Genomic DNA, 16,068 nt, shown 5'->3' with positions numbered 1-16,068 from the left:
AGATACCGGGGCGGCATCCTTCGGGGTGCCGCCCTTTTTCGTTCGAGGACCACCATGACCGAGGAATGGCCGGAAGGCGTTCCCCACCGACTCTACGGGCGGCGGCGCGGGCACAAGCTGCGGCCGCGGCAGGAGCGCCTGCTTTCGGACGCCGTGCCGCGCATCCGCTTCACGGGTACCGGCTTCGCGGCCGGCGCGACGGCGCTGTGGCTGGAGGTCGGCTTCGGCGGCGGAGAGCACACGCTGGGCCTGCTGCGCTCCAACCCCGACGTCGCCATCATCGCGAGCGAGGTCTACGAGCACGGCCTCTGCTCCCTGCTGACGGAGATCGTGCCCGAGGGGCAGGAGGCGAGCTTCGAGCCGCCCGCCCGCCTGCGCCTCTGGCCCGCCGATGCGAGGGAGTTGCTGCTGGCCCTGGCGGAGGGGAGCCTCGACCGGCTCTACCTCATGTTCCCCGACCCCTGGCCGAAGGCGCGCCACGCCAAGCGCCGCTTCGTGCATCCGGAGATGCTGCCCATCGTGGCGCGCGCCCTGAAGCCCGGCGCGCAGTGGCGCATCGCCTCGGACGACCCGACCTACCAGGCATGGGTGGAGGAGGTTCTGCGCCCCAGCGCCCTCTTCGCCGGGGGGCCGCCCGCCGAGGAACGGCCCGAGGGCTGGCCGCCCACGCGCTACGAGGCGAAGGCGCTCGCAGCAGGGCGCAAGCCGCTCTACTGGGTCTGGACGCGGGCCTGAGTGCCGGGCGGCTGATTACCGCTCGGCTGCGCCTCGCGGATCAGACGCTACTCGCATTCCCAGAGCGAACGTCCTACGGCCGCGACGCGCGGCGGCTCGCGGTAGCAGCCGTCGCGCCAATTGCCGCGATACCAGCCGGCCTCCCGGCTGAAATATTCGCCATAGCCCTGCGCGCGGTCGGCCTGCCAATGGCCGTCGTAGCGGTTGCCGTTGCCGAAGGTCATGACGCCGTGGCCTTGCTGCCTGCCGTCCACGAAATCGCCCACATAGCGGTCGCCATTGGCCCAACTGTAGGTGCCGCGGCCCTGCATCACGCCGTTGCGGAACTCGCCCTCGTAGCGGTCGCCATTGGCCATGGTCAGCACGCCGCGCCCATGCGGCCGGCCATGGCGGCGCGGCCCTTCGTAGCGATCCGACGCGACCTCCGTTCCGGCACGTCCCCGCGGGCCCTGCGCGGAGACCGGCGAGGCCGCCGAGGCCAGGATGAGAAGCAGAAGCGCCAAGCCACGCATGTCTTCCCCCCTGCCCGGCGGTTCAGTGCGCCTTGGCTTCGCCCTCGATCTTGTCCTTCGGGCCCATTCCCAGCCTGGCCTTCAGCCACTCGCGGGTCGACTGGAACACCACGTAGAGCATCGGGATCATGAAGATGCCCAGGACCGAGGCAGCCAGCATGCCACCGAAGACCGGCAGGCCCACCGCCTGGCGCGACAGCGAGGCCGCGCCGGTCGCGGTGATCAGCGGCACCAGGCCCAGGATGAAGGCGAAGCTCGTCATCATCACCGCGCGGAACCGCATGCGGGAGCCGAGTACCGCGGCCTCCCTCACCGGGTGGCCTTCCTCACGCCGCTCCTTCGCGAACTCGATGATGAGGATGCCGTTCTTCGCCGCCAGCGCGATCAGCACCACGAGACCGATCTGGGCATAGACGTCGAGCGGCTTCGACGCGATCCAGAGACCCACGAAGGAGCCGAGGGCGCCCACCGCCACCGACATGAGCACCGGTACCGGGATGGTCCAGCTCTCGTACAGCGCGACGAGGAAGAGATAGGCGAAGAGCAGCGCCAGCGCGATCAGCATTCCCGTCTGGCCCGCGGCCTGCTTCTCCTGGAAGGCGGTGCCCGTCCATTCGAAGCTGTAGCCCGCCGGCAGCACGCGGGCCGATATCTCCTCCATCGCGGCGAGCGCCGCACCCGAGGAGACGCCCGGCCGTCCCTGGCCGTTCAGCGTGAGGCTTCGCGTGTTGTTGTAGCGCTGGATGGTCTGCGGCCCGAGCACGATGCGAACGTCGGCGAAGGCCCGCAGCGGCACCATCTGCCCGCGCGAGTTGCGGACCTGGAGGCGCCAGATGTCCGGGATGTCGTCGCGGTCGGTGGCCACAGCCTGAATGTTCACCTGCCAGGTGCGGCCGAACAGGTTGAAGTCGTTCACGTAGAAGCCGCCGAGAGAGGCCTGCAGCGTCGTGAAGATGTTGCTGATCTGCACGCCCAGCGCCTGCGCCTTGTCGCGGTCCACGTCGAGATAGAGCGACGGCGTGGTCGGCGAGAAGGTCGAGAAGACGGCCATGAGCCGCGGATCCTGGTTGGCCGCGCTCATCATGCCGAGCATGACGCCGCCAAGCTCCACCGGATCGCGCCCTTCGAAATCCTGCAGCTGGTATTCGAAGCCGCCACCGGTACCCAGGCCGATGATGGGCGGGATGTTGAAGGCGAAGACATTCGCGACCCGGATGGCCTGCGCGCCCGCGAAGACACGGCCGATGCCGGCGAAGACGGAATCCTGTGCGGCCTTGCGATCCTCGAAGGGCCGCATACGGGCCACAATGAAGGCGGAGTTGGACTGCGCGCCGCCATCGATCAGCGAGAAGCCGACGATCGCCAGGATGTTCTCGATCGCGCGGTTCTCCCGCAGCATGTTCTCGACCAGCACCGTCGCCTCGCGCGTGCGCGCGACCGAGGAGCCCTGCGGAAGCTGCAGCTGGACGAAGAAGGCGCCCTGGTCCTCGGACGGCAGGAAGCCTTGCGGCGTCCGCCCGCCGATCCAGCCGATGGCGAAGCCGATGCCGATCGTCAGCACGATGGAGAGCAGGGCGACGCGGACGATCTTGCCGACAATCCAGGCATAGCCGTCGCGCACCTTGTCGATGGCGCGCAGCACATACTTGATCGGTCCGCGCTTGGGCCCGCCATGGCGCAGGAACACGGCGCAAAGCGCGGGCGAGAGCGTCAGCGCGTTGATCGCGGAGATGATCATCGCGACGCTGATGGTGACCGCGAACTGCTTGAACAACTGGCCCGAGACGCCCGAGATCAGGCCGATGGGCACGAAGACCGAAAGCAGCACGAGCGTGATCGCGATGATGGGGCCCGTGATCTCGCCCATGGCCTTGATGGTGGCATCGGCAGGCGAGAGCTCCGGATGCTCCTCCAGCACGCGCTCGACATTCTCGACGACGACGATGGCGTCGTCCACCACGATGCCGATGGCGAGCACGAGGGCCAGAAGCGAGATCGTATTGGCCGTGTAGCCGATCATGTAGAGCACCGCGAAGGTGCCGATGAGGCTGACGGGCACCGCCACCACGGGAATGACCGTGGCCCGGAGGGAGCCGAGGAAGAGATAGACGACGATGACGACGAGGAGGAACGCCTCGATCAGCGTCTTGATGACCTCGTGCATCGTGTCGAGCACGAAGGTCGAGGTGTCGTACATCACCAGGTAGGACATGCCGGCCGGGAAGCGCTGGGCCATGCGGTTCATGGTCTGGCGCACGGATTCGGCCACCTGCACCGCATTCGCGCCCGGCGAGAGATAGACGCCCATGGTCACGGCCGGCGTGCTGTTCAGCCGCGCCTCCACATCCATGCTGGCGGCGCCCAGCTCCACCGTCGCGACGTCGCGCACCCGCAGCGTCGAGCCGTCGGGGTTGGCGCGAATGACGATGGCGCCGAATTCCTCGGGCGTGATGAGGCGGCCCTGGGTCTGGATGTTGAACTGGAACTGCTGGTCGTCGCCGATCGGCCGGGCGCCGATGCGGCCCACCGCCGCCTGGATGTTCTGCGCCTGGATCGCCGCGATGATCTCAGTGGTCGAGACGTTGAGGTTGTTCAGCCGGTCCACCTGGAACCAGACGCGCATGGAGTAGTCGAGCGCGCCGAACATCTGCACGTCGCCCACGCCGGGCAGTCGGCGCAGCGTGTCCAGCATGTTGATGGTGACGTAGTTCGAGAGGAACAGCGGATCCTGCTCGCCCGAATCCGACTTCACCGCCAGGAACTGCAGCACCGCCGAGGACTGCTTGCGGACGGTGACGCCGCTGCGCTGCACCTCCTGCGGCAGTCGGGCCATGATGCCCTGGACGCGGTTGTTCACGTTGACGGTGTTGATGTCGGGATTGGTGCCGAGCTGGAAGGTCACGGCCAGCGAATACGTGCCGTCATTCGCGCTGTTGGACCGCATGTAGATCATGCGGTCGGCACCGTTCACGGCGCTTTCGATGGGCTGGGCTACCGTCGACTCCACCACCGCGGCCGAGGCGCCGGGATAGCGGGCCGTCACCTGCACCACCGGCGGCACGATGTCCGGGAACTGCGCGACGGGAATGGAGAACAGAGAGAGCGCACCCGCCAGCGTCATCACGATCGAGATGACGATCGCGAAGCGCGGCCGGTGGACGAAGATGGCGGAGAGCATGGAGGATCAGCCCGGCCGGCCGGCGGGGGGCTGTCCAGGTCTCTGCCCGGCCGGCGCGGGGTTCACGACCTGGCCGGGACGGATGCGCTGGATGCCCTCCGTCACCACGCGGTCGCCCTCGTTCACGCCGCTTTCGATCGTCGCGCTGTCCGCCGTGCTGGTGCCCATGCGGATATTGCGGCGCTGCGCCTTGTTCTCGGCGTCGATGACGTAGACGAAGAAGCCCTGCTGGTCCTGAGCGACGGCCGACCGGGGAATGACGATCGACTGCACGGGCTCCGCCCCTTCCACCAGGACGGTGACGAACTGGCCATCCACCAGCTCCCGGGCGCCGGTCAGGCCCTGATAGGCGCCGGAAACGACGGGGTTGGGCATGTTCGCGCGCAACAGCAGCGTGTCGGTGTCCCGGCTGACCTGGGTGTCGATGAAGGTCACCGTGCCCTGCTGGGCATAGAGCGTGCCGTCGGCCCGGCGGATGCGGATCACGACCGCGTTGCGGCCGCCCCTCGCCTCGTAGCGCGCGCGAAGTTCGCCGGCGGCGCGACTCGGGACGGTGAAGGCGACGCGCATCGGATCCTGGCTCACGATCGTGGCCAGCGCCTCGCTGGAGGGTGAGACGACGTTGCCCGGCGTATAGGTGCTACGACCGATCGCGCCCGCGAGCGGCGCCGAGATCTCGGTATAGGCGAGGTTGATCTCGGCGACCCGCACGGCGGCCTGCGCGCCCAGCAGCGCGGCCTGGCCGGTACGCTCCTGCGCGACCGCGTTGTCCAGCGCGACCTGCGTTCCAGCGCCCGTCACACGAAGCTCGCGGGCGCGGGCCAGCGCAGTGCGGGCATTGGCCAGGGTGGCCTCGGCGGAGGCGACATTGGCGCGCGCCTGGTCGAGCTGCGCCTCATAGGGGGCTCGCTCGATGCGGTAGAGCAGCTTGCCTTCCTCGACCTCGCTGCCTTCCTCGAACAAGCGCTCCTCGAGGAAGCCGGTGATGCGGGCGCGGATGTCCACACGGCCGATCGCCTCGATGCGGCCGATGAATTCCGTGCTCTCGGTCACCGGCTGGCGGCGGGCCTCGACGAAGCTGACGGCAGGCGGACCGCCCCCGCCCATCTGGGCATGGGCAGGCGGGGCCAGGCCGGCGAGGCCAAGAAGAACTACGGCAACCCGAATTCGCATGTCGCGTTTGACCTCGATTCCACCCACGCCAATCAGGCCCGGCCACGGCGCGCGGTCAAGACCCATGTTGCAGCGCAGCACGCTTCAAACGGCGGCGCGGATCTCCCCGCCCCATTCGCGCAGGACGGCGGCAAGTGCGTCGTCGGCTGCCTCCGCCACCAGCACGTCCGGCCGCAACAGGCGCAGCAACTCCTCGTCGCCCTGGTCCGCCCCGATGGCCACGAGGTCGACCTCGGGCCGCTCGGCCAATTCCTCGGCCGCGGCTCCCTCGTCGGAGACGCCGACCAGGAGGCGGTCGCACCAGCGGCGCGCCTGCTCCGTCACTTCCTCGGGGCAGGACACCCCGTTGACCTGCAACAGGCCGATCCGCCAGCCCCGGTGCCGCCAGCGCTCGATCACCTCGGCGGCGAGCGGCAGGGAGACGAGCTTGCGAGCCGAGCCGCGGCCCGGCGTCAGGCCCTCCAGCAAGTCCTCCGCCCGCACGGGCGCGATGCCGGACTTGCGGCTGACGATGCCGAGCGCGAGCGCCGCGAGGCGCGCCACGGCGGGCAGCGAAAGCCCCGTGGCCATGCCGGCCGCGACCACGGCCACGACGGCATCCGCGCCGCCGGCCGGATCGTGCACCTCGGAGGCCTCGGCGCGGAAATGGCGCACCGTCTCGCTGCCATCGGCCTCGACCTCCAGGAAGGTCAGGCCATCCGGGGCGCGCGGCACCAGCACGGCGCCGAAGCGGTGCGCCCGGCGCAGCGCGCTGGCCGCCGCCGCCACGCTGGCCTCGTCATGCACGGGAAGGCCCGTCGCCTCGGCCAGTTCCTCCGGCTCGGGAATGATGAGATCGGCGCCGGCGAAGCGGGCGTGGTCGCCGCCCTTGGGCTCCACCACCACGCGGCGCCCGGCCGCCTTGGCCGCGGCAATGAGCCGCGCCGGGATGTCCCCGGCCAGGACGCCTTTGCGGTAGTCCGACAGGACCAGCGTCGTGGTGGCGGCAACGGCGTCGGAAGCGATCTTCACCAGGCGGTCGGCGAGCCGGGTATGGATGGGTGCGCCCTGCTCGCGGTCGGTCCGAAGCAGATGCTGGCCACCCGCAACGAAGCGCGTCTTCATGGTCGTGGTGCGGCCACCCTGGACCAGCAGCCAGGGCTCCACGCGCGGCTGCCCGCCGATCAGCCCGGTGAGGTCGCTGCCCGCCTGGTCGTCGCCGACGACCGAGACGAAGGCGACGGCCGCGCCCAGCGCGGTGAGGTTGCGGACGACATTGCCCGCGCCGCCGGGCAGCGCGACCTCTCGCTCCACCGTCAGGATGGGCACGGGGGCCTCGGGGCTGATTCGCGAGACGGTGCCGTGGACGTAGCGGTCCACCATGGCATCGCCTACGACCAGGACGGCGCCGCGCGCCATGTTGCGCACCGCTTCGCTCAACTGCGCGGGGCTGATGGCGTCTCGGACGGGCGCGGGGGCAGGGGGCGCAAGCGACATACACCATTGGGGTAGCGCACGGTCCGCATCCTCGCAACAAAATGTGTCGGCATAGGCTTCGGCGATACGAAAAAGTTTCGTTAAGGAATCGGGGCATAGATTCCCGCGGCAACTGGCGGCGGGGAGACGGCGTGACGTGGCGAGCTTGGTGCCTGGCTCCATGATGTCCCCCGGACGATCCGGGCCGGACTGGCGTCCGGCGCTTTCCCTGGCCCATGGGGCCGCCTTGTTCCATCCCGATACGGGAAACGCTGCTCTTCGCCGGATGGCACGCTTCATCCTCGAGGAGGCCGCGGCGCTGGGGGGCGGGACCGTGCTCGGGCTGCCGGGCGGGGAACTGCTGCTCGGCTCCGCCAAGGGCACGGCCGAGCGCGCCGCCGCCGCGCTCGGGGAACTGACCTCCGTGCCCCTGGAAAGCTGGGCGCTGCCGGCGGGCAGGCAGGCTCTGGAGGCACGCTGCCGCGCCGCAGAAGGTCCCCTGCCCGCCTCGCCCAGCATCGCCGAGGCCGAGGCGCGATGCGCCGAGGCCCCGCTGGCCGGCTTCGCCCAGCTCACCTTCTTCGCCAGGGGCACGAACCCGACACCGGTCGCGCAGCGGCTGCACCCGGCACCTGCCGGCCTGTCCGATCCGGTTTTGGAGGCCCTGGCGCGCGAGTTGCTGTGCCGGCGTCTGCTCGCGGCCCTGGCCGATCCCGCCGGAAGGCGGGAACTGCCGAGATTGCGGCCGGGGCTGCGGCTGATCCTGGACATCCCGCGGGCGGGCTATGGCGGCCTCGGCATCGGTGGCCGCTCGGCGGAGGACGCCATGGCGCCCATCGCGCTCCTGCCCCTCGCCGCCATGGCCGAGCCTTCGGCCTTCGCAAACACGGTCTCGCGCCTGCGCGCCGGTGGATGGGCCGTAGGTGTCAGCGCCGCGGGCGCCACCGCCACGGGGTGGCTGACCATGCCCGAGCAGCATCTCGCCATTCCGGGGAATGGTTCCGCGCCCCCGCACCCCCCGAGTCGCCTCATCATCCTTGGCCCGGCGCCGGACTGGGCACGCGAGAACGGCGCCCTCTACGAAGTCGCCGCATGAGCCAGACAGTCCTGGACATCGCGCCCGACGATGGCGATGCCGTCCGTGACGCCGCCGCGCTGGCCGCGCTGACACGGGAATGCGTCGTCTCAGGCATCGAGCGGCGGGCCATGTTGGTGCGCCTCTCTCAAATGCCCGTGCGCCTGCGCGAACCCCACCACCAGCGCCTGCTCCGCGAGGCTCTGACTCCCTTGCTGCGGCCCACGCGCGCACGGGTCTTCGAACTGCCTGGGGGCGACATGGTCGCGCTATCGCCGCCCCCGGGTGAGCATCTCGAGGATGCGCGGCGGAGGATCAGCCAGCTCCTGCCGGATCTCGGCCCTGAGACCTGGCTCCCCATCCTGCGACTGCCCTCCGAGGCCGCGCGCCTCCTCAATATCATCGAGGCCGCTCTGGGCCTGGGCGGCGCGCCGCCTTCGGCCAGCCGGCAACCCCTCGCGGCCCCGACGGGAGCCGAGCTGGATGCGGCAATTCGCGCGCTGGCGACCGCAAACCTCGCCTCATACCTGCGGCGGCGGCCGGTCTGGCGTCTGGCCACGCAGGATGCACAGCCAGAGCCCATCTGGACGGAACTTCGCCCCCATCTCGCCGATCTGGCGGCCGCCTTGCTGCCCGGGCGCTCGCTCCATGACGCGCCCGCCCTGGCGCAGCGTTTCCGCCAGGCGGCAGAGCGGCGGATGCTGGCCGAACTGGCCTATCCGCGCGAGGCACGCTCGCTTGGCGACGCATCGCTGCCCTTGAGCCTCGGCGCCGCCACTTCAGAGGAATTCCTGCGGCTCGATACGGTACTGGGCCCTCAGGCCCGGGCCCGGCTGGTGGTCTGTATCCCGGCGGAGGACATGCTCGCCGATCCTGACGGCTTCACCCTCGTGGGCCGACTGGCGCGGCAGCGTGGCTGGCGGCTGGCCCTGGACGAGGTCGAATCGTCGCTGCTGCCCTACCTGGACACCACGCGCCTCGGCGTGGCGCTCCTCCGCCTGCGCGCGCGGCCTGACTTGCTCTCGGGGGATGCGGCCCTACGCGCCCGGCTCGATGCGGCGATGCCAGCGAAGCCCGAGCAGGTCGTGCTGCTCGGCGCGGACACGCCGGCCTTCATCGCCTGGGCCTGGCAGCGCGGGATCACGCGCTTCATGGGTAAGATCGTCTAGGGCTGCTAAGGTTTGATCGTGCGGCGCTCACGCAGGCGGTGAGGAAGCTGCAAGGTGATGGTCCACCAGGCGAGCTGCGCCGCTTGCCGCAGGAAGCGCGCGGCCCCGGGAGCGCGCGAGGCGAGGCGGCGCAGGGGGCGGGTGATTCTCCAGGCCGTGCTGGCTCGCATGGTTTCCAGCGCGGAGGCCGCGCGCTGCGCCTCGGTCCTGGCCGCCATCAGCGCCGCCTCCGTCTCGGACCTCGCCTGCTCGCTGGCGGCGAGCGTGGCCTGGGTGGAGGACAGTTCGCCCTGAATGGCCGCGAGCTGGCTGCGGATATCGGTCAGCGCGCCATGTTCCTCGGCATAGGCGGTGGCGATCCGGTCACGGTCCTCGCGCATCGCGGCCAGTTGAACCGGATACTCTTTCGCGGCGGCGATCAGCGCATCGGGATGGACGGCATGCGCGTAAATGCTGGAGCCGAGGGGCGGCAGCGGCCCGTCGCTCGCCGCCGCGATCAGGTAGAAGGCCCGCGAGAGGCCTGGTTGCGCTTCGATGATCTCCTGGCCGCGCCGCTCATAGCTGCGCCAGCCGTCCCGCGCCGGCGCTTCGACCGGCGCCATCACGGTGCCGACGAGGGCACGCTGGCCGAGGATGGTGTGATGCGCGAAGTGCCGGTCCAGGAAGGCCGAGAACTCGGGCCCGGTCAGCTCCAGGACATGATAAGGATTCGCCGCCAGCCCCGGCGCCGAGTAGACGAGGCGATCGGGCGTGGAGACCAGGAAGAGGCCGCCGGGACGCAGCACCCGGCGGACCTCCCGGACGAAAGCCTCCTGATCCTGCAGATGCTCCAGCGTCTCGAAGCTGACGACGACGTCGACTGAGGCGTCCGGCAGCGGCAGCGCCGTCGCGTCGCCCTGAAGATAGCGAAGGTTGCCGGAGGCATAGGACCGCTGGGCGTGGGCGACGGCGTCGGCATTGATCTCCACGCCCACCACGCTTCGCGCGACGCCGGCCAGCAGCGCCGTGCCGTAGCCCTCACCGGAAGCGACATCGAGCACGTCCAGACCGGAACAGAAATCGCGGGCCAGGCAGTAGCGATGGTAGTGCTCGAAAGCGACCTGGCCTTCCAGCTCCGTCGTCATGCGCTCGCCGTCGAAGGTCATCGGCATGGAGGCCCGGGGAACGGTGAACTGACCATTCAGGGGTCTGTAGGTAAAATTCGCTTCAAGTTGACCCATTGGTCCTCTTACTCCGCCACACCAGTCCGCAAGCCGTCGCTCGCAGCGCTTCAACCACAGGCCGGGCTATGTGTCAGCCCACAAACTCCGGAGCACCGAACTCGCATCCCGTTGCTTTTAAACGCATGAATCGTGAAGAATTGCGCAACGGCGCTCTCCTTGACGAACACCTCCATGATCAGACCAGGATGGGGCCGCATGCTCGCAAGGGACGCTACGGAACCAGCGTCAGCGCGCGCAGGCCCATACCATATGGAACCCAGGCAGCCCATGACCGCCACCGCGTCTTCCCCCGCCATCATCCGGGGCGCCACACTGCAGCCGCGCCCCTGGGCGAACGGGCTGGGGATCAGCCACAACATCGCCCAGCACGGCGATGGCGCCTGCGGCTTCGGATGGATGATCGCGACCGCCGAGCTCTCGGGCGACGCCGCCTTTTCCCATTACCCCGGCATCGACCGTGTGTTCACCATCATCGAGGGGCAGGGCGCGACCCTGACCTTGGAGGGCAGCGGGCCTCTACGCTGCCGCCCCTTCGTGCCGGCCGGCTTCCCGGGCGACCAAGCCACCCATTGCACGATGGACGGCATTCCCGGGCGGGCCTTCAACCTCATGCTCGACCGGGCGGGTTGGCGCGGCAGCGTCACGGCCCAGAGCCTTGCGGCTGGTCATCGCATGAGCCTGCGGGCGACGGCCATCCACTGCCTGGCCGGGCAGCTGGCGATCGGGGAAGATGTGCTGGAGGCCGGCGACACCATGCTGCCTGCGGACAACGTCACCGTGGCCGCGCAAGGCGCCGCGGCGATGGCGCTGGTGGTCGAGGTAGCCGCCCGGGTCGGGTGACGGGGCTGACGAAGCCGGAAAGCAGGACGCTCGAACCTCCTCTTTGCTGGACGATTCAGCCCGCCGCAATTAAGAGGAATATATCCATGCTCATTCATGGTGAGGTTCTTCCGGTCCGGCGCGACGCGGCGAGACATGAAGGGAAGTGAATGACCGCCGTTCTTCCTGAATTCAGCGCCACAAAAGCCGATGGTGACGCCCAGGACCGCCCTCTCCTTCAGAAGATCAAATCCTTGCCCCCAGACGCCACCCCGGCGGAGATCGAGGCCGCCTGGCGCGACGCGGTCTACGAGAACCCCCATGACCGGGCGATCTGGCGCCAGTGGAGCGTGCTGGACCCCCGGCACGAGACGGCCGAGGCCCAGACCTCCCTGCAGGAAGCCGCCCCCACCCTCATCCCGCCGCTGGTTTCCGCCTTGCTGACCAAGCCGGGCTTCGAGGAGATGTTCAGCCGCTTCGAGGCACCCACCGCGGCATGGCTGGTCTCCGACGAGGCCTTGGCCATCGGGCATCTCTGGCAGGCCCATGGCGAGGGAACGGCGATCGACCCCGCAGATGCGGAACAGGCGCTGGCGGGTGATGTGGCTACCTTCGCCGCCTTCCTCACCGCCACGCGATGGGTCGTCCGCGGCGACCGTCCGGATGCGGATCAACGACATCGGCTCGCCGACATCGGCATCGACGCCGCGGCCCTGTCCGCGGACCTGAAGGAGTTCATCCAGCCGGACGCCAACTGGCGGCGTGTCCTCGACCAAGCACGCTTCGCGAGCGACGGCGCGCGCAGGACGGTGCTCGTCCGCGAAGGATTCTGCGGATATCAGGACCGGGCCGTCCGTGAGGGAACGCTCGCCTTTCGCGACCCCTTCTCCGGCGAGATCTGCCATCCGGTCGACAGCTTCCTGATGTTTGGTCGGAGCTGCTACCTGTACCGGGGCCGCCACCCCTTCTACCTGATCGGCGCGGGGGCGGGCTCCAAGGCGCTCTGCCTCTTCGTGCCGGCGTTCAACCTGATCGTCGATTTCAGGGCGGCGCTCTCGAAGTTCATCGGCGCGGAGCTCTGGGCGAATTTCCTGGTGTTGCTGCTTCGCCGCCTCGCCATGAACGTGCCCGGGCACAACGCCGCCATGGCCCGCGAGACGGTGTCCGCGGCTCCACGCCGCCTGATCGTGTGCATCCAGCAGGCGCAGAACTTCGCGCATCACGTCTGGAACTTCTACACGGGGCTCGAGCGGATCGTCCTCGACGGGCATCACCGCAACGTGGAGAGGGTTCTCTTCGGCGGCAGCGAGTTCTTCGGCGCCCTGGACGAGATCTTTCCCGAATTCGAAGGGCGCGTCTCGCAGGTCGAGCGCGATCCCATCATCGACCCCTGCCCTTTCTCGGATGAGACGATGCTGCTCACCGTGGGCGGCTATTTCATTCCCGAGACGCTCCGCACCCGCCTGCGAGCCGCCATGCGGAAGCTGCCGGCGCGCGAGGGCGTCGTGAGCCCGGAACGGCCGGACCCGGCGCTTGAATCCTGCTACCCTGTCGTCTGGATCGGCATCCGCAGCGGCGACAAGAGCTGGGTCGGGCAGGAGGAAGGCATCCAGCGCCTGATCCGGGGCTTCGCCGAGCGCTATCCGCGGCCGCTCTTCCTGATCGATGGCTTCTCCTTCCCGGTCGGCCGGGACGAAATCAGCCAGGAGTGGCTTGGCGCCATCAACGCGCTTCGCGAGTTGGCCGAGAGGGTGCGGCAGTCGAGCGGCATGCCGGAGCGTGTCGTGAACATGGTCGGCAACACGCTGCGGGAAAGCGTGCTCTGGGCGGAACGCGCCGACGTCTACCTCTCGCCGGTCGGGACGACACAGCACAAGATCGGCTGGTTCACGGATGCGCCCGGCCTTGTCTATTCGGCGCCGCGTGGCCGCGCGATCTCGCCGGACGACCGCTTGCCCGGCTCGTGGGAAGCGGAAGGCTCGGCGCGGCCCACCTACATGATCGGAAGGCCCGCGAGCCAGGGCGCAAGGCGGGGAGAGAACGACCGCCGCGCGCATCTCGACAACATCGACCTCGACGCGGACGAGATTCTGGCGATCCTTCTGGGAATGCTGGACCAAGACCGGTAGGAACAGCATGACGCCGACGCCCCTCCGGCGTCGATTGGCCACTGACCAAGGAGCGCCGTTCGATGAGTGGAGAGAGCACGACCGTCGAGAATGAAAAGGCCGCGCCCGCTCGCCTGTCTCTGGCGCAGAAGCTCGCGCGCCTGCGGCGGGCGGCCCAGGCGGCGGGCGACGCGACCCAGCGCGAGGCCTCTCGCCAGGCCCTGCTGGATGCCCTGGCGGACCCGGATGTCCGGCTGGAGGCGGCCGCGCTGCTGGGCCGGCTCCGGCGTGACGAGGGCGATCTCGCCGGGGCGACCGCCGCCTTCGCGATCTCCCTGTCGAAGGGCTTTGCCGATCCGGGAATGCCCGGCTGGGCCTTTCCCGAATATCTGCAGCTGCTCTATTCGGCAGGGCGGAACGACGAGGCGCTCACGCTCTTCCAGCAAGCGAGGGAAGCGGAATCGCCCCTCGCCGGCATGCCCGCCGTGATCGGCACCGCGGCCGAGGCGGCGATGAAGACCGACGCCGCGATGACCGAGCAACTGCTGGCGCAGGCTATCGTCGCCAAGCCCCAGGACCGACTCCTGGTCGAGCGGGGCTTCGACTGGCTGCGCGCGCGGAGCTCCCAGGAGGATGCGCTCGCCTGGCTGGAGAAGCTCCAGGAATCGGTCGGACGCCCGCTGAGGAGTCTGCTGATCACGCTGGCGGCGCATCGCGGCGGCGCGAGCGTCCGGGCCCGTTTCGACCAGCTCCTGGGCGAGGCGGTCATGGAGACGCCCTTCGCCGAGATCGTTCGGGTTCGGGAAGCGCTATGCGCGCTGGAGGAGCCCGATCCGGCCGATGCCGCCCTGGTCCTCGACGACCGCTCGCAGGCGCTCGAGATCTTCTTCCGCTTTCTCACGCCCGAGCCACGGCAGATGCCGCTGATCCGCACGCCCGCCCAGGTCCGGCAGGCCCTGGAAGCGGACGGCATCAAGTTCAACGAGCTGTCGAGCTTCCTGGAAGGCTTTCTTCGGGCGAGCCCCGAATGGCAGGAAGTGATGGAAGCGTCGTCGATCACGGCGCCACCCGCGCGCGAATCTTATCTCCAGGCGGAAGCGGAGAGCGGCTTTCTGGATCGCCTGGCCCTGACGGGCACGCTGCCCATGATGGATCCCTTCACGGGCGAAATCGTCCACCCGTTCGACAGCTTCGTCGCGTTCGGACGCAGCGTGTACAGCTATCGCGGGAAGCATCTCTTCTACCTGATCTGCGGGAAGCCCTGGAGCGGGGCGCTCGGCCTGTATATCCCGGCCCTCAACCTGTCCCTGGCCTTCGCGCGCACGGGAAGTTCGCTGCTCGGGGCAGATCTAGCCAACGTCGTGGCTGTCATCATGCGGCGGGCATGCCAGCGGGTGGTGGCGGGGGAGACGGTGTGGCCGAAGGCGGACGACCGCCCGCGCCGCGTGATCCTGTCGATCGGGAACACGGAGAACTTCGCTCACCACATCTGGAATTTCTATAGCGCGATCGAGCGGATGGCCCGCACCGGGTTGACGTCGCGCCTGTCCGGCGCCGTCTTCTCGGGGACCGAATTCTTTGGTCCGCTCGATGAGCTCTTTCCGGAGCTCAAGGCGGCGGGCTACACGCGCACGCGCAAACAGAATGTCATCGATCCGGCGCCCTTCAGCTTGGACTCGATGGTGATGCAGTCCGGCGGCTTCTTCGCGGCGGCCTCGCTTTCGCAGCGGATCATCGATCACATGCGCAGCCTGCCGAAAGCGCCGGCGCGTCATCCGGACACACCGGTTCTCGAGCCGGCGGATGTGCCACGCGTCGCCGGCGCGCCGGTGATCTGGCTTGCCTTCCGCTTGCGGGACAAGGCCTGGACCGAGCAGGAAGCCGGCAGCGTGCGGATCATCCAGATTCTCGCCGAGCGCTTTCCCAACGCTCTCTTCCTGCTCGATGGATTTTCCTTCCCGGTCGGCCACGACCAGATCTCCTCGCAATGGACCGACGTCATCACCGCCCTCAAGGCGATGGGCGACCGCATCGCGGTGGCGAGCGGCCGGCCGAAGCAAGTGGTGAACATGGTCGGAAACACGCTGCGGGAAAGCGTGCTCTGGGCCCAGGAGACGAGCGTCTATCTCGCGCCCTACGGCACGACGCAGCATAAGATCGGCTGGTTCACGAAGGCACCCGGGCTGGTCTATGTGCCACCTACCTTTTCGCCGGGTATCGCGGCGCGCTCGCCGGCCTGCGCGGTCGCGGATTACGGCCCGTCGCCCCACTTCATCTTCGCCGACGCCGCCTCGGCCGGAGAGCGGAGAGGGTTCAATCGCAACCGGGAGCGCTTTTTCAACGTCGCCCTGGATGCGGATTCCATGGCCGATCAGCTCACGGAGCTGCTCAACACCGGCACCTTGCGGGATGACGAAGCGCGCTCTTCGCAGGTGCAATAATTCGTTGACAGCTTTCGCGGATCGGTAGGACAAATTTTCCATCCTGCCGACTTCCTTCCAGTCGCATCGTTCCCTGATCGAAGGTGAAGAAATCTTGACGCATCTGATCACTGGCGGCTTTGGGTTTATTGGGTCAGCGGTGGTTCGCCGTCTCCTGAGGGGGGCGGGAGGTTCTGTCGT

General features: G+C 68.9%; 11 protein-coding genes. 6 read left to right on the top strand and 5 right to left on the bottom strand.

Annotated elements, in window-relative coordinates; all coding sequences use genetic code 11:
* Positions 1 to 54 precede the first annotated feature (54 nt).
* Entirely contained in the window at positions 55 to 735 is a 681-nt protein-coding gene (trmB, locus tag WJM96_RS22350) for a tRNA (guanine(46)-N(7))-methyltransferase TrmB (RefSeq protein WP_424814780.1), read from the top strand.
* 47 nt (positions 736 to 782) lie between these two features.
* Here trmB and WJM96_RS22345 read toward each other — a convergent pair whose 3' ends face one another.
* The 4 genes from WJM96_RS22345 to WJM96_RS22330 form a co-directional block, all read right to left on the bottom strand.
* Entirely contained in the window at positions 783 to 1,238 is a 456-nt protein-coding gene (locus WJM96_RS22345) for an MORN repeat-containing protein (protein WP_424814779.1), read from the bottom strand.
* 31 nt (positions 1,239 to 1,269) lie between these two features.
* Positions 1,270 to 4,425 carry an efflux RND transporter permease subunit gene (locus tag WJM96_RS22340; protein WP_424814778.1) on the bottom strand — a complete coding sequence of 1,052 codons (3,156 nt, stop codon included), beginning with the start codon at positions 4,423 to 4,425 and terminating at the stop codon, positions 1,270 to 1,272.
* A gap of 6 nt (positions 4,426 to 4,431) precedes the next feature.
* Positions 4,432 to 5,598 carry an efflux RND transporter periplasmic adaptor subunit gene (locus WJM96_RS22335; RefSeq protein ID WP_424814777.1) on the bottom strand — a complete coding sequence of 389 codons (1,167 nt, stop codon included), beginning with the start codon at positions 5,596 to 5,598 and terminating at the stop codon, positions 4,432 to 4,434.
* An 84-nt stretch (positions 5,599 to 5,682) separates the two neighbouring features.
* Positions 5,683 to 7,074: a bifunctional heptose 7-phosphate kinase/heptose 1-phosphate adenyltransferase gene (locus WJM96_RS22330; protein WP_424814776.1), complete on the bottom strand. Its 1,392-nt coding sequence runs from the start codon at positions 7,072 to 7,074 to the stop codon at positions 5,683 to 5,685.
* A gap of 265 nt (positions 7,075 to 7,339) precedes the next feature.
* Between WJM96_RS22330 and WJM96_RS22325 the strand changes: the two genes are divergently transcribed.
* Both WJM96_RS22325 and WJM96_RS22320 read left to right on the top strand, forming a co-directional pair.
* The gene (locus WJM96_RS22325; protein WP_424814775.1) at positions 7,340 to 8,149 is read left to right on the top strand and encodes a hypothetical protein; all 810 of its coding nucleotides are present in this window, start codon (positions 7,340 to 7,342) and stop codon (positions 8,147 to 8,149) included.
* Positions 8,146 to 9,297: a hypothetical protein gene (locus WJM96_RS22320; protein ID WP_424814774.1), complete on the top strand. Its 1,152-nt coding sequence runs from the start codon at positions 8,146 to 8,148 to the stop codon at positions 9,295 to 9,297. Before WJM96_RS22325 ends, WJM96_RS22320 begins: the two co-directional genes overlap by 4 nt.
* 5 nt (positions 9,298 to 9,302) lie before the next feature.
* On the opposite strand, the gene WJM96_RS22315 is transcribed toward WJM96_RS22320, so the two are convergent.
* Entirely contained in the window at positions 9,303 to 10,448 is a 1,146-nt protein-coding gene (locus WJM96_RS22315; protein WP_424814773.1) for a methyltransferase domain-containing protein, read from the bottom strand.
* A gap of 339 nt (positions 10,449 to 10,787) precedes the next feature.
* Between WJM96_RS22315 and WJM96_RS22310 the strand changes: the two genes are divergently transcribed.
* From WJM96_RS22310 to WJM96_RS22300, 3 genes are all read left to right on the top strand, one after another.
* Positions 10,788 to 11,360: a HutD family protein gene (locus WJM96_RS22310; RefSeq protein WP_424814772.1), complete on the top strand. Its 573-nt coding sequence runs from the start codon at positions 10,788 to 10,790 to the stop codon at positions 11,358 to 11,360.
* Between the two features lie 233 nt (positions 11,361 to 11,593).
* Positions 11,594 to 13,468: a hypothetical protein gene (locus WJM96_RS22305; protein ID WP_424814771.1), complete on the top strand. Its 1,875-nt coding sequence runs from the start codon at positions 11,594 to 11,596 to the stop codon at positions 13,466 to 13,468.
* A gap of 455 nt (positions 13,469 to 13,923) precedes the next feature.
* On the top strand, positions 13,924 to 15,888 hold the full coding sequence (locus WJM96_RS22300; RefSeq protein WP_424814770.1) for a hypothetical protein: 1,965 nt from the start codon (positions 13,924 to 13,926) through the stop codon (positions 15,886 to 15,888).
* Positions 15,889 to 16,068: the final 180 nt, after the last annotated feature.

The sequence above is a fragment of the Roseococcus sp. YIM B11640 genome, from assembly GCF_049727625.1.
Lineage (GTDB): Bacteria > Pseudomonadota > Alphaproteobacteria > Acetobacterales > Acetobacteraceae > Roseococcus.
The sequence above is the reverse complement of the archived record's forward strand: the minus strand, read 5'-3'. Positions and strand labels throughout refer to the sequence as shown.

Coding starts and splice junctions, on each gene's coding strand:
- trmB (WP_424814780.1), top strand. CDS start 55: ATGACCGAGGAATGGCCGGAAGGCGTTCCCCACCGACTCTACGGGCGG.
- WJM96_RS22340 (WP_424814778.1), bottom strand. CDS start 4,425: ATGCTCTCCGCCATCTTCGTCCACCGGCCGCGCTTCGCGATCGTCATC.
- WJM96_RS22335 (WP_424814777.1), bottom strand. CDS start 5,598: ATGCGAATTCGGGTTGCCGTAGTTCTTCTTGGCCTCGCCGGCCTGGCC.
- WJM96_RS22330 (WP_424814776.1), bottom strand. CDS start 7,074: ATGTCGCTTGCGCCCCCTGCCCCCGCGCCCGTCCGAGACGCCATCAGC.
- WJM96_RS22325 (WP_424814775.1), top strand. CDS start 7,340: ATGGCACGCTTCATCCTCGAGGAGGCCGCGGCGCTGGGGGGCGGGACC.
- WJM96_RS22320 (WP_424814774.1), top strand. CDS start 8,146: ATGAGCCAGACAGTCCTGGACATCGCGCCCGACGATGGCGATGCCGTC.
- WJM96_RS22315 (WP_424814773.1), bottom strand. CDS start 10,448: ATGCCGATGACCTTCGACGGCGAGCGCATGACGACGGAGCTGGAAGGC.
- WJM96_RS22310 (WP_424814772.1), top strand. CDS start 10,788: ATGACCGCCACCGCGTCTTCCCCCGCCATCATCCGGGGCGCCACACTG.
- WJM96_RS22300 (WP_424814770.1), top strand. CDS start 13,924: ATGCCCGCCGTGATCGGCACCGCGGCCGAGGCGGCGATGAAGACCGAC.